General features: G+C 29.0%; 9 protein-coding genes. 6 read left to right on the top strand and 3 right to left on the bottom strand.

The annotated features are described in order from the left end of the window. Positions 1–276 precede the first annotated feature (276 nt). The 6 genes from OIO11_RS07270 (at position 277) to OIO11_RS07245 (ending at position 9,202) form a co-directional block, all read left to right on the top strand. The gene (locus OIO11_RS07270) at positions 277–2,454 is read left to right on the top strand and encodes an ATP-dependent helicase (protein ID WP_268070777.1); all 2,178 of its coding nucleotides are present in this window, start codon (positions 277–279) and stop codon (positions 2,452–2,454) included. Between the two features lie 186 nt (positions 2,455–2,640). Continuing rightward, complete coding sequence (locus tag OIO11_RS07265) at positions 2,641–2,937, top strand: hypothetical protein (protein ID WP_268070776.1); 297 nt, start codon at positions 2,641–2,643, stop codon at positions 2,935–2,937. Positions 2,938–3,050: 113 nt separating this feature from the next. Then, positions 3,051–5,120 carry a cell division protein FtsA gene (locus tag OIO11_RS07260; RefSeq protein WP_268070775.1) on the top strand — a complete coding sequence of 690 codons (2,070 nt, stop codon included), beginning with the start codon at positions 3,051–3,053 and terminating at the stop codon, positions 5,118–5,120. A gap of 21 nt (positions 5,121–5,141) precedes the next feature. After that, complete coding sequence (locus tag OIO11_RS07255) at positions 5,142–6,320, top strand: M20 metallopeptidase family protein (RefSeq protein WP_268070774.1); 1,179 nt, start codon at positions 5,142–5,144, stop codon at positions 6,318–6,320. 179 nt (positions 6,321–6,499) lie between these two features. Beyond that, positions 6,500–7,468, top strand: coding sequence for an RluA family pseudouridine synthase (locus OIO11_RS07250; protein WP_268070773.1), 969 nt, complete (start codon positions 6,500–6,502; stop codon positions 7,466–7,468). Between the two features lie 117 nt (positions 7,469–7,585). After that, positions 7,586–9,202 carry a putative polysaccharide biosynthesis protein gene (locus OIO11_RS07245; protein ID WP_268070772.1) on the top strand — a complete coding sequence of 539 codons (1,617 nt, stop codon included), beginning with the start codon at positions 7,586–7,588 and terminating at the stop codon, positions 9,200–9,202. A 19-nt stretch (positions 9,203–9,221) separates the two neighbouring features. On the opposite strand, the gene spoVB is transcribed toward OIO11_RS07245, so the two are convergent. The 3 genes from spoVB to OIO11_RS07230 form a co-directional block, all read right to left on the bottom strand. Then, positions 9,222–10,748, bottom strand: a complete 1,527-nt coding sequence (spoVB, locus tag OIO11_RS07240) for a stage V sporulation protein B (RefSeq protein WP_268070771.1) — start codon at positions 10,746–10,748, stop codon at positions 9,222–9,224. Between the two features lie 91 nt (positions 10,749–10,839). Beyond that, positions 10,840–11,865 (bottom strand): LysM peptidoglycan-binding domain-containing protein, encoded by a 1,026-nt coding sequence (locus tag OIO11_RS07235; protein ID WP_268070770.1) that lies wholly within the window; start codon positions 11,863–11,865, stop codon positions 10,840–10,842. A 359-nt stretch (positions 11,866–12,224) separates the two neighbouring features. Next, positions 12,225–13,499, bottom strand: a complete 1,275-nt coding sequence (locus tag OIO11_RS07230; RefSeq protein WP_268070769.1) for an IS4 family transposase — start codon at positions 13,497–13,499, stop codon at positions 12,225–12,227. Positions 13,500–13,774: the final 275 nt, after the last annotated feature.

The following is a 13,774-nucleotide window of genomic DNA, read 5'->3' as shown; positions in this document are numbered from 1 at the left end:
AAAAGAAAAGAAAATTAAAGAATTTAAATTCAGTAAAAATAAACATAAAAAAGAACAAGAATATAGAAAATTCCTATGTTCTTGTTCTTTCTTTTACTTAAGTTTAAGTTTTGCCTTAGCAAAACTTAAACTACTGGTTACTGGCTGCTGGTCACTGGTTACTAGAATAAAATTGTTACACAATTTTATTCTAATGTGATTATAATCAAAAAAATGGTATATAATTTAAGTTAGCAAGCATAAAATTATAAATGTGATTAAGTAGGTGAGTATATTATGAATTCAGATATTGCAAAGGAATTTTGTGAGATTAGAGATAGGATAATTGAAGAGAGATATAAGGAATTAAATGAAGAACAGAGAGAAGCAGTTATAAACAATGATAGAAATCTAGCCTTAATAGCGTGTCCGGGGGCAGGTAAAACAAGTACACTTATTAGAAAAATAGATTATTTAGTGACTTTTGGAAATGTATATAAAACTAAGGAAATTCCTAAAGATTTATCTTTACAAGATATGGAAATTATGAGAGAATATATATACAAAAAAGTTAACAATAATTCAAGAATAAATTATCTTTTAGGATATAGAGCTGTAAATCCTAAAAATATAATTGTAATAACTTTTACAAGGGCAGCTGCATTAAATATGAAAGAAAGATACAAAAAAATGAGTAAACGTGAAGACAGTCCTTTTTTTGGAACTTTTCACGGATTATTTTATAAGATTTTAAATAGAACTTATGGAAATATAAATATAATTGATAGCAGCAAAACTTATAGATTGATAAAAGGTGTACTAGCTACCTACTTGGAGCAAATTAGTGATGAAAAAGTAAAAGAGACTATTAATTCTATTTCTTTTTATAAAACTAATAATATAAGTATGGAAGAATTCAATCCTAATATTGATAAAGATATTTTTATAGAATGCTATAGAACCTATGAAAATTATAAAAGTGAAAATAATCTTCTGGATTTTGATGATTTACAGATTAGATGCAAACAATTATTTATGCAGGATAACAGAATTTTAATGGGATATAGAAATTTATTCAAATATGTACTGGTAGATGAATTTCAAGATTGTGATGAAATACAAATAGATATACTAAAGCTTTTAAATGAGGATACTTCCATTTTTGTAGTAGGTGATGAGGATCAATGTATTTATAGCTTTAGAGGAGCAAAACCTGAGTGCATGGTTAATTTTCAACTGCATTTTAAAGAAGGGAAAAAGCTTTTTCTTGGAAAGAACTATAGGTGTGCACAAAGCATAGTAGAAATATCTAATAATCTCATAAAGAATAATAAAATGAGAAATGAAAAAAATATGTATGCACAGAAACAATATTCATCTAAAGTAAATATTATGAATTATAATAATGAAAATATGCAAGCAGAAGATATATCTTTGAATATACTAAAATTAAAGGAAGTAAATCAATGTGACTACAATGAAAATGCTATTTTATATAGGACTAATGTTGAAAGCAGGAGTATTATTGATGCTTTTATCAGAAAAAAAATTCCATTTAAATTATTAGATAAGGAATACAATTTTTTTCAGCATTTTATATGTAAGGATATCCTAGCATATCTTAAATTAAGTATAGACAATAGAGATATGGCGAGCTTCATCAGAATAATAAATAAGCCTTTTAGATATATAAGCAAGATAAACATTGAAAAGGTGAAAAAAAATAATACTAGTGAAGATTGTTTTGAAAAATTAAAGAATGTAGATGATATCCCTATATTTCAGCTTAAGAGTATAGATGAATTAAAAAGAGATATACAAAGTTTAAATAGAATGTCTCTAAGTGGAGCAATAAATACTATTCTAACTCATTTGGGATACTATGATCATTTGAAAGAATATTGTTCTAAATTTAAGATAGATATAGGAGAAATTGAAGAAATTGTTGAAGAATTTAAAGCGGCAGCAGAAGAATATAAAACAATAATTACTTTTTTAGCACATGTAGATCAGGTTGAAGAGGAAATAATAAATAATAAAAAAGATGATAATAAGAATAGTGTTATATTGAGTACAATACATGGAGTTAAAGGTATGGAATTTAAAAATATATTTATTATCAATTGTAATGAAGAAAATATTCCACACCTGAACAATATGGATAAGAACATAGAAGAAGAGAGAAGACTATTTTATGTAGGTATTACAAGAACTATAGAAAATTTGTGGCTATGTATATCTAATGAAATAAGAGGCAAAAATAAAAAAGTATCTAGGTTTATTGAAGAATGTAAATTAACTTCGTTATTTCAAAATACCTATAATACTGGAGAAATAATAGTACATAAAACTTTTGGAAAGGGTGAGATTAAATATATTGATGAAAAGAAAATCCAAATAGAGTTTGAGGATAAATTTATTAGGACTTTTGATGTTATGATAATTTATAGTAATGGATTAATAAGAAAATATTAATAAAAAATATTAATAAAGTATATTGTGAAGCACAAATAAATATGTGATATACTATTTTTCAAGAAAACAACATATAAATGTTGACACATTTGATTTATATATGTTAAATTATTATTATAATAGTGTTAATAAAATGTTACTTTAAAGAAAAAATAGTGTAAGAAATTAAAATAAGGAGTGGGTAAAGTGATTCCGTTTAAAAAGATGTGGGAAGATGCAATTATTATGATTTCTAAAGATGAAGTTAAAGATATAGATATAATAGAAAAATATAAAACAGGATTTGTTATTAGAGAAGAAGGAAATACTAAATTTGTGACAAAAGACGATTTTGTAGATTTTTGGTGCAGGATGCTATGCTATAATGAGTTTTCAAGAGAAGAAGCAAATAAACAGGATGGACTTAAGTATGTATATAAAGTTATTAAAAATCTTCCTTATATAAGTGAAAACTCAGGTGTACTAAAATTAGTTGAACAATAATATAAGTTGTTCCATAGTTTATTGAATAAAGTAAAACAATATTATATAATTTTAATAGGCTCATATTCTTAGAATATGAGCCTTTATATTATGTGTTGAAGAGGGAGAAAAAAATGAATTTATTAAACATAAACCCTAAAGATATTATTTTTGCTTTAGATATAGGTACGCGTTCTATTATTGGAACTGTTGGAATTATAAAGGATAAAAAATTTCAAGTTATTAGTGAAAAATATCTTGAACATGATGAAAGAGCAATGGTAGATGGACAAATTCATGATATTACTCTGGTGGCTAATACAGTAAATAAAGTTAAGAAGGAACTGGAAAAAGATTTGAATTTAACTTTAGAAGAAGTTGCTATTGCAGCTGCAGGTAGGTTTTTAAGAACTATAGAGGTAAATGCTGAAATAGATGTAGAAGAAGATAAAGAGATAGATAAAGAGATTATTAGAAGTTTAGAGCTTACGGCAGTAAAGAAAGCAGAAGAGGAAATTAATAAGCAAACTCAAGGAAAATTGTATTGTGTGGGTTACAGTGTTAAAAACTATTATTTGAATGGATATATAATATCTAATCTGCTTTCTCAAAAAGGTGAGAATATTTCAGCAGATATCATTGTAACTTTTCTTCCAAGGTCAGTTGTAGACAGCCTTTATTCTGTAATGAATAAAGTTAATTTAACTGTAAGTACCTTGACTTTGGAACCAATTGCTGCTATGGAAGCTGCTGTACCTAAAAAGTTAAGGCTTTTAAATTTGGCATTAGTAGATATAGGAGCAGGTACTTCAGATATAGCTATAAGCAGTAAGGAGACTATCAGTGCATACGGTATGGTACCTATGGCTGGAGACGAGGTTACAGAGTGCATAGTTCAAAATTACTTAGTTGATTTTAATACTGCTGAAGTGATGAAAAAGCAGTGTACAATTCAAGAAACTGTAAAGTATATGGACGTTTTAGGACTTGAAAATGAAGTTTCTTCAGAAGAAATTATTAAAACAATAAATCCTGTTATTCAAAAAATATGTGAAGAAGTAGCTAACAGAATTATAGAATTAAATGGTGGAAAGTCTCCTAATGCAGTGTTTTTAGTAGGCGGTGGAGCTCATACTCCTAATTTAAAAGAATACTTGGCAGAAAAATTAAATTTATCTCCTCAAAGAGTAGGTATAAAAGGTAGAGATGCTGTAATTGATTGTACAAGTCCTGATAATGGGTTAGGAAGTATAGGAGTAACAGTTTTAGGTATTGCTCTTGTAAGAATAAGACAGGCAGGAAATGATTTTATTGATGTTATTTTAAATAATGAAGTAGTTAGTCTTTTTAATTCTCATAAGCATACAATTATGGATGTTATGATACAGACAGGAATCAATCATAAGGTTCTTATAGGCAAGAACGGTAAGAATATCAGATTTGTATTAAATGGAATAAAAAGAGTAGCATTTGGTTCTTTAGCTGAAAGTGCAATTATAAAGCTAAATGACAAGGTGGCAAATATTGATACGGAAATAAAAGAGGGAGATAAGATTGAAGTTGTTTTTGCCAAGGATGGTAAAGATGCTGTTCCTAAATTAATTGAATATGTAAAGAAAATAAATTCCATAAGCTTTTATTTGAATGATATAATTCAGAATTTAGATCCAGTAGGTATTATAAATAATAAAATAGTGGAAATGGAAGAGTACATAAAAGAAGGCGATGAGGTTGAAATTATTTTTCCTTCTACTTTAGGGGAATATATAAAGTATTTTAATGAAGATAATATGGGATATAAATATTATTTAAGAGATAAAGAAATATTTAAGGACTATGTAATTAAAGAAGGAGACAGAATATATAAAGAAAAAGCTGAATACATAGGTAAAGAAGAGGATAAGACTATAAATAATGAGAAAGAAGAAGTCAATATAGATACTTCAATGGAAGATGGAGATAATAATATAATAGAAAATGAAATAAATAAGGAAGATGTTAATCAGATTGAAGTTATTGTAAATGACAAACCAGTGGTTTTACAGGGAAAAGAGGAATATGTGTTTGTAGATATATTTACAAAGGTTGATTTTGATTTGTCAGTGCTAAAAGGTAATTTAGTTCTTACATTAAATGATAAAAAAGCAGGGTATTATGATAAACTGAAAAATGGAGATGTAATTAAAATATTTTGGGATAAATAATAATAAAATGGGGGCAGATAAATGAATTTTTTAAAAATGGCTAAAGATATACAGGATGAATTAATAACAATAAGAAGAGATTTTCACATGTATCCGGAAGTAGATTTTGATTTAGAGAGAACTATAGAAAAAATAAAGGAATTTTTAGACAGAGAGGGCATAGAATATTTTCAAACTTCCAAAAGTGGTATATGCGGCATCATAAGAGGAAAAGGAGAAAAAACAATAGGCATAAGAGCAGATATGGATGCGCTTCCTATGGCTGAGAAAAGAAAATGTGATTACTCTTCTAAAGTTGAAGGTAGAATGCATGCTTGTGGACATGATGTACATACAACAATTCTTTTAGGGGCTGCGAAAGTTTTAAATAATATAAAAGAACAATTAAATGGAAATGTTAAATTAATTTTTGAACCTGCAGAAGAAACTACTGGTGGTGCAGCACACATGATAAAAGAAGGGGTCCTTGATACTCCTAAAGTTGATGCGGTAATAGGACTGCATGTAGAACCAAACTTGGAAGTGGGAAAGATAGGAATAAAAAGAGATGTAGTTAATGCAGCTTCTAATCCATTTAATATAAAGATAAAAGGAAAGGGAGGACATGGTGCTTATCCTCACAGCACTGTTGATCCTATAACAATAAGTGCAAATGTTATTACTGCAGTACAATCTATAGTTAGCAGGGAAATTCAACCAACAAATCCGGCAGTTATAACTATAGGCTCAATACATGGAGGCACAACTCAAAATATAATACCAGATGAAGTTGAGATTTTAGGCATAATTAGAACTATGACATTGGAAGACAGAGAATATGTGAAAAAAAGACTTGTAGAAGTGACAAAAGGTGTAGCAGAGTCTATGAGAGGAAGCTGTGAAGTAAATATTCAAGAAAGCTATCCATGTCTTTATAATGATGATAATATGGTGGATGTTTTAAAGAATGCTGCAAAAAATGTTATAAAAGATGAAGAGATAGTTATGCTTCAAAAACCAACTATGGGTGTTGAAAGTTTTGCATATTTTTCATTGGAAAGACCTTCTGTTTTTTATTATTTAGGAACTGGTAACAAAGAAAAAGATACAACATATCCACTGCACAGCAGTTTCTTTGACGTGGATGAAGAATGCATCTCTGTTGGAGTAGCGATAAATTGTGAAACAGTAATAAACTTTTTAAATAATGTTAATAATTAAGTTTGACTTTATGATAAATCTTCATTTTTAGATGGAATAAGAAGACTTTGAGTAAGAATATAATCCCCAGAGTTTAATTGTCCATTGTCAATTGAACGCTGTTGGTATATAATTTTTAATGTTGCGTCGAAAAATGTTGGTATTTTACGTAATCTGATGCAATATTATGGAGGTATAAAATGAGAATAGAAATTGGAATAAATGAAGCAGGACAAAGAATAGATAAATTTGTTAGAAAATGGTTAAATGATGTGCCTTTAGGAGCTATATTCAAAGGTATTAGAAAAGGCGATTTAAGGGTTAATGGAAAAAAGATAAAACAAAATTATTTCTTGCAAGAAGGAGATATTGTGGAAGCAAAATATATGACTTCTGATGCAAAACCTAAAGTAAAGGAAGAAAAGTTTCAAGATGTAGATTACAGCGCCATGAAGATTACCTATGAAGATGAGAATATGGTTATTGTAGAAAAATGGCCAGGGGTATTAGTACATTCAGATAAAAAAAATGGAGAACCGACCTTAACTGATTATGTGCTTTCTTATTTACATCAAAAAGAAGAATACATACCGGAAAATGAAATTACTTTTACCCCAGCCCCGTGTAACAGATTGGACAGAAACACTTCTGGATTAGTTATATTTGGGAAAAATTATCAAAGCTTAAAACTTTTGAATGAGATGATAAGAGAGAGAAAGATAAAGAAATACTATAATGCTTTGGTTAAAGGAAAGATCAAAGAAGGACATTATGAGGCATATATTTCTAAAGATCAAGATAACAACCTGTCTAAAGTTTTTGATGTTGAAAAGCCTAATACAAAAAGAATTGCTATGGAAGTTAGTATTATAGATTCAGTAGGAAGTTATTCTTTTCTAGAGCTTGACTTAATTACAGGGAGAAGTCATCAATTGAGAACACATCTTGCTCATTTGGGAAATTATATAATCGGTGATGACAAGTATGGAAACAAGAAGTTAAATAGCTTTTTTAACAATAAGTATGGATTGAATTATCAGTTTTTATATGCGTATAAGTTAGTTTTTAAAAACTGTCCGCAAGAACTAGCTTACATGGAAAATAAAACAATTACAGAAACACTACCGCCTATATTTAAGAAAATTAAGAAAGATGTACTTAAATTTTAATTGAGAGTTGAAAAGTGAAAGTTGAGAGTTGAAAAATGAAGCAACGATGATAGCAGTGAATAATTACCCACTATCAACTTTCAACTCTCAACTGTTTTATGGGGGAGTTTTATAATTATGAAAAAACAGTCAACCACTAAAGGTTTTGCTATTTTGTCTGCGGCAGGTATGATTGTAAAAGTATTATCTTTACTATATATACCTTTTTTGGGGAGAATTATAGGTGAAGAAGGATGGGGGATATATTCCTCTGCTTATAGAATTTACGCTTTTGTATATGTTCTTACTAATTCAGGAATACCTGTTGCAATATCTAAATCTGTGTCCGAATTTATGGCATTAGAGAGGTATGAAGATGCAGTAAAAAGCTTTAAAATTGCCAGGATGTTGATGATGTCGGTAGGTACAGTTATGGCTGTATTAATGTTTGTACTTGCAAAGCCGCTTGCATTAGCAACTAGCAGTGAAAGTTCAACTCTTGCAATTATGGCTTTAGCACCAACAATTTTTTTAACATCTATTGTTTCTACATATAGGGGATATTTTCAAGGAAGAGGGAATATGACTCCAACAGCAGTGTCGCAGGTTATAGAACAGGTTCTAAATACTATTTTTACTTTAGTTTTTGCAGCTGTACTTTTAAAATATGGAATAGAAGCTGCTTGTGCAGGGGGTACTATTGGTACTGCCATAGGTTCTTTAGGTGCTGTTATTTATTTAATAATAGCTTATAAAAAAAATAAAAGAATTGTTGTATCTAAGGGGTATAAACATGAAAAACATAGTAGATATTCTAACAAACAAATATTAAAAAAGATAATTTATTATGGTCTTCCTATAATAATTTGTGTTGGTCTTCAAAATGCTGGAGAACTTGCAGACTTAGCCATAGTTAAAAGTAGACTTATTCATGCATCAGGATATACTCAAAAGCTAACTGATATTAAGTGGGGAGTATATACAAAGTATAGAGCGCTTTTAGGAGTACCAATAGCTTTGATTTCTGCACTATCAGCGTCTGTCCTTCCATCTTTGTCAGGAGCTTTTGCAGTAAAGGATAGAAAGAGCTTGGAGAATAAAATTAATTATACTTTCAGATTATGTTTATTAGTAGCAATACCATCTGCAGTTGGACTTTCAGTTTTAAGTCATCCAATTTTTAAATTGATTTTTCCAGACTTTGAAGAAGGATGGAAGCTGATGCTTTTAGGTTCAATAGTATTGGTGTTAACTGCTGTAGTTCAAATTCAAATGACAATATTACAAAGTATAAATAAATTATATTTATCTACATTTTTTATGATATTAGGGGTTATAGGAAAAATTGTAGCAAATTATTTCTTGGTTGGTATACCTCAGCTAAATATTGTTGGGGCTGTATTTGGAAATATGATATGTTTTGCAATTCCGCTAGTATTAAACTACATTTTTATCAGAAAAGCGTTAAAGATTAAATTAAGTATATTTTATCATGCTGCAAAGCCTTTAATGGCCTCTGGTGTAATGGGGATAATGGCCTATGGTTCATACTTAGGACTTAGTACTTTACTAAATAATTTTACTAAAGGATATTTGAATAATGCTATTTCCTGTATAGCAGCAATAGGAATAGGTGTATTTGCATATATGTACGGATTAGTATTAAGTGGTGGCATTACTCAAAAAGATATGGGAGTTTTGCCAGCTAGAATAAAAAGGTTTATACCTGGTGTAATCTCAAAAAAAATACAGTAATAATAAAAAGAAAGTGAATTTAGTAAACACTTTCTTTTTTAATTTTTTTATTAATGAAAGAAGATAAAAAGAAGAATGCTAAAAATCCAAAGAAGATTATAAATATGGTTTTACTTTTGAAATATGTGTTTGGAATTATACTGTTTATAATATTTAATAAGAAATAGATTAATAAACTTATGAGCATATCCACAAAGAAATTTTCAAAAGAGAGTGCTATATAACATTTCTTTTTTATTTCATATAAATTCATAACTAAACTGGTTAAAGAGGTTATCATTAAGCTTAGTCCGTATCCTAAAATGTTTATGCTAGGTATAGATGTTAGTACAAATAATAGTATGACTTCTTCTACTGATACGATTATTGAGTTTCTAAGAAGAATACCCTGCTTTCCAAGACCATTTAATATACTGAAGGTTGTAGCAGAAATATAAGAAAATGGTGCAGAAAGAGCTGCAAACTTAATATAAATTGTCAGGTCATCTCTTGCAAAAAACAGCTTTCCAAGAGAATTGGGAATACTAAAACAAATGATTAAAGTAGAAATGCCAAGTAAAAAAGAAATTCTTAAAACTTGGTATATTCTTTCTTCAACATTATAATAGTCTTTTTTCTCCATACTTTCTGCAATATCAGGAATCAGAACTATTGACATGGACATTACAACAACAAGTGGAAAAAATATTATACTCAAAGCCATTCCAGAAAATTTACCTATCATTTCAAGAGCTGTACTGTGGGTAAAACCAGCAAGCAAAAGTCTTCTAGGTAATATTAAGGTTGAAACAGTAGAAAGGGCTGTCGATAAAAAACCATTTACACATAGAGGCACAGCCATAACTAAAACATTAAATAACAATTGAGCACTGCCATCTGGAAAAAAAGGTATATTTCTATAAGAAAAATCTTTATGTTTATTTATCTTATAGAAAATATATAAAAGTATAAAGCTTATAAATTCGCCTGCTGCTAGAGCTACATATACTACTGATACGGTACTTTCAACTTCTTTAAAAGCAAGAAGTCTTATTGCATAAATAGTTACAAATATTCTTACACCTTTTTCAAGTATATCGATTATTGCTGGTATATTTACATTTGAAGTTCCATAAAAATATCCTTTTATTATGGAAGATAAAGCAACAAAAACTAAAGCAGGACATATGAATATGAGACTGTATAAGCTTCTGCTGTCCTTTATTATATTTGTACTTATGTATTTTGAATTAAAAAAAACAAAGATTACAATAAATAAAGTCCAAATTAAATCAAACATCAAAGTAACATGTATTGATTTATGCAAACTGGTGTAATCCCCTTTGCTTTGATATGAAGAGGATTCTTTGGAAAGTGCCGTCAGCATACCTCCACATACCAGACAGGAGAATAAATCGTATATTGGCATAATCAAAGCATAAAGTCCCATACCTTCAGCACCTAATTCCCTGGACAGGATTATGGAAAAGACAAATTTTAATACTCCTGTAGTTGAATTGGAAATTGTAAGTAATATAGAATTTTTTAGGAATTTATCTTTCTTCATAAATAGTTTCCCTCACAGAATTGATAACATTAATAATTATGTGAGGGAAAGAGATTATATTCTATATTTAAGAAAAGTGCGAAGCACTTTTCTATTGTCCGTTTGCTATTAGAATATTCTTTTGGTGAGTAGGAGATATTTCGTTAGAAACATGGCTTGTACTATTATAGAAGTACATATCAAAATGTCCATCAATTCCGTTAGCAGCATACATATCTGTTGTAGAATGAGGCATACCAGTTACACTTACTGCTATTTGATGATTTGTACCTCCTTGGTTAAAGTTAAGTACCATAGGACGCATAGCACTCCATGACCATGCAGGGTATATCTGTTTCATCTTAGCAGTATCATCTTTAGTTAGAGGAACTACATCAGCATGATTAGAACCTCCATAATATTTTACGTTAAAGCTTATCCCTGTTTTTAAATCTCTTAAAGTACCTGTTGCACCAACGGTAAATAATCTTCTTCCATTTTCCCAAGTGTAAATATCACCATAATTGCTAGTAACTCTAGCTTTATGCATTATAATTCCTACAGGTTTTACAATTTGTGTTGAGTTAACAGGAACAGTTAAAACTTGACCAGGCATTAGTATATTTGTAGCCAGCATATTACTTTTTTGTATGGCATCCATAGATGTATTGAATTTTTGAGCTATTGACCATAAATTATCACCAGATGTTACTTTATAATTAGTAGTTTCAACTGCTGGGGCTGGTGAAGTTGTTGTAGGACTGGAAGATGGAATAGTTAATGCTTGTCCAATATAAATAGTTGTATTTGTTAAATTATTTGCTTGCATAATTGCATCCACAGTTGTATTGAATTTAAGGGATATTTTCCATAAGCTATCACCAGAAACTACTGTATAAGTGGAAGTTGAAACTCTATTGTCTTCCAGCTTCAATACTTGTGCAGGATAGATGTAGCTTGAAGAATTCAAATTATTCATTGCTGAGATACTGGAAATAGTTGTTTTATAATACTGAGAGATTGTCCATAATGAGTCACCGCTTTTAACAGTATAATTTATTACAGCAGCTTTAGCAGTTGAAGCTGTGACAAGTAAAAATAACGCTGTAAAAATTGCTGCCAGTCTATTCGATTTCATATTAAAAAGTCCTCCTTTGTGAAAATAAAACTTTATATATATTATCGATGAGAATTAGCAGTTTATCATTAGTAGACTTGAGGGGGAATAACCAAAAATTAGATTTATTTCAATATAAAAGAATGTTGCGACGCAACATTCTTTTATTCCCCGTGCGCAATGTCATCAACTTATAATTCAAATTATTTACAATTACAAATTCAAATAATTTATCTTAAATTATTTTGAACTTCTAATAATTTTATTTTGATTTGCGAGCCGATTTAATCTTGCAATTATTAATATTTTTGAGTTCACTTAATAAGCCTACAGATATTTTTGAGTTAAAAATATTTGTTGATTGCAATTGTATACTTTATTTATAATGATCTTTTAGTGTTCATTGAATTTTTATTAGCCCGTACAGTCATTCTTCGTTCATATTGTCTATCTGACCGAATAGGTATAATATTTCTTGATATTTCTTTCATTATTTTATTAAGAATTTTAGAACGTTTTCTAGGGCTTTTTTCTAGAAGCATAATAACTAATGAATTTTTTAATTTCCCTATAAGAATATTAGTGTTTACTTTGTATTCATGTTTTAAATTCTTATCATCATTATTTTCTTGAATAATTGCGTTAGCATCCAGTTTTGCTAGAGATACCATATTTGACAAATACATAGTTGCATAAAAATCTTGCTTGATTGCAATTGGAGTTTCTCCACTAAAGTTTTCTATTTGTAATCTACTTTTTAATTCATTATATTTTACTTCAATTCCCCAACGTTTAAAATATAGTTTTTTAAAATCAACTACACTAAAGCTTTTATCGAATATATTTGTTATTAAAATTTCTGTTATACCTGAGTCTAATTGGAATTTAAGCACTCTCATTTTAATAATTTTCTTTTTATATTTTACTTCTATTATCTGATCCTCATTTTTCGCATTAACCACTTCTTTTAAAAAAGCACCTGATACACGCATTAAATACTTTATATTTTTACTTTCTATAAAGGAAATGAAATCTCTTGATGGATATCCTCTATCAAATAAAATTAAATCATTACAAAATCCTAAATCTTCTAATTTATTTATAAGTTCTTGGGCTGACGCCCTTTCCCCTGTTCTATAGTGATTTATTACTGAGGATATAATCATATCATTTTCAACATCATACAATCCTGTAGCTCTAGCACGAGCAACTTTTATGCTTTGGTTTTCAATATAACCAAATTCATTTCTTAAGGTTTCAGTATTATTTATTTCTAATACAGTTCCATCAATACTTAATAACCTATATCCTCTATAGCTTTTGAAATCTGTATCTTTGTAAAACCATTTGATTATTTCAGCGCTCATTTTTATAAATGCCGTAGGCAATATCTTTTGTCTAGCCTTTGAAAATGCTTGTTTTGTGACATAAGAGTTTGTCCCACTTATATCGTTGAAAAAATCATCTAATTCTAATTGAAGACTCCTTTTCACAAAATTCAAAATAAAAATTAGTATACTTTTAAATGTCATTATATTACTCCCTATTCTTGTGAAATATGTTTCTTTCCTTCTTGTTTCACACATGAATAGTATATCATCAATAAGTCTATTAGTAATTTTTATTCCTTGTGAAAAATAATTTTTTTGTTTCATAAAAAAACACCTCATAATCTATAAGATATACCTATTAAAAGGTATCCTTACTAAATTATAGAGGTATATTAATAAAATCAATGTTTTTGAAATTTTCATTAAATTACTTTTTCCAGTTTGTGTATTTTTAAGTTGATGACATTGTCCCCGTGCGTCCAGCTAAGCTGGACCATACTAGCTGGTGAAAGTCCAGTCAAGGTAATTGCCAAGAAGCCTTGTAGCCAACCACCAAGCGTAGTAGAAATATTGGGTTTGAAGCGTGGGGGTAAAGTAAC

It is taken from the genome of Clostridium sp. ZS2-4 (assembly GCF_026719745.1).
In the GTDB taxonomy this organism is placed as follows: Bacteria; Bacillota; Clostridia; order Clostridiales; family Clostridiaceae; genus Clostridium_H.
The sequence above is the reverse complement of the archived record's forward strand: the minus strand, read 5'-3'. Positions and strand labels throughout refer to the sequence as shown.

Bases quoted from the DNA above. Each gene is read 5' to 3' on its own strand.
- spoVB (WP_268070771.1), bottom strand. From the start codon at position 10,748: ATGAAGAAAGATAAATTCCTAAAAAATTCTATATTACTTACAATTTCC.
- OIO11_RS07270 (WP_268070777.1), top strand. From the start codon at position 277: ATGAATTCAGATATTGCAAAGGAATTTTGTGAGATTAGAGATAGGATA.
- OIO11_RS07255 (WP_268070774.1), top strand. From the start codon at position 5,142: ATGAATTTTTTAAAAATGGCTAAAGATATACAGGATGAATTAATAACA.
- OIO11_RS07235 (WP_268070770.1), bottom strand. From the start codon at position 11,865: ATGAAATCGAATAGACTGGCAGCAATTTTTACAGCGTTATTTTTACTT.
- OIO11_RS07245 (WP_268070772.1), top strand. From the start codon at position 7,586: ATGAAAAAACAGTCAACCACTAAAGGTTTTGCTATTTTGTCTGCGGCA.
- OIO11_RS07250 (WP_268070773.1), top strand. From the start codon at position 6,500: ATGAGAATAGAAATTGGAATAAATGAAGCAGGACAAAGAATAGATAAA.
- OIO11_RS07230 (WP_268070769.1), bottom strand. From the start codon at position 13,499: ATGAAACAAAAAAATTATTTTTCACAAGGAATAAAAATTACTAATAGA.
- OIO11_RS07260 (WP_268070775.1), top strand. From the start codon at position 3,051: ATGAATTTATTAAACATAAACCCTAAAGATATTATTTTTGCTTTAGAT.